At 49.1% G+C, this 336-nt stretch carries 2 rRNA genes; both read left to right on the top strand.

What is annotated here, in order from left to right:
- Positions 1 to 85 (top strand): 16S ribosomal RNA (locus tag J0A69_RS22480); the annotation flags it as partial.
- Between the two features lie 130 nt (positions 86 to 215).
- A 23S ribosomal RNA gene (locus J0A69_RS22475) occupies positions 216 to 336 on the top strand; the annotation flags it as partial.

The raw sequence follows: 336 nt of genomic DNA, 5'->3' as shown, positions 1-336 counted from the left end.
GGAGCTGTTTAGGGTAGAACCGGTAACTGGGGCTAAGTCGTAACAAGGTAGCCGTACCGGAAGGTGCGGCTGGAACACCTCCTTTCTGGAAAAGACCCTGTCACTCAGGAGCCTTACATACTTCAAACATGTGCTACACAAGTGTAGTAACAAAGTTCATTGACATGTTTAGCAGAAATTGTAACAGAAGTCCCGAGATAATCGGGACGTAAGTAGAGTAAGTGAATAAGGGCGCACGGGGGATGCCTAGGCTCTCAGAGGCGAAGAAGGACGTGATAAGCTGCGAAAAGCTACGGGGATTGGCCAATGCGAGTTGATCCGTAGATATCCGAATGG

Origin of the sequence: Algoriphagus pacificus (assembly GCF_017254845.1) — a bacterium.
Classification (GTDB): domain Bacteria; phylum Bacteroidota; class Bacteroidia; order Cytophagales; family Cyclobacteriaceae; genus Algoriphagus; species Algoriphagus pacificus.
This window is presented reverse-complemented; position numbering and strand designations above follow the sequence as displayed.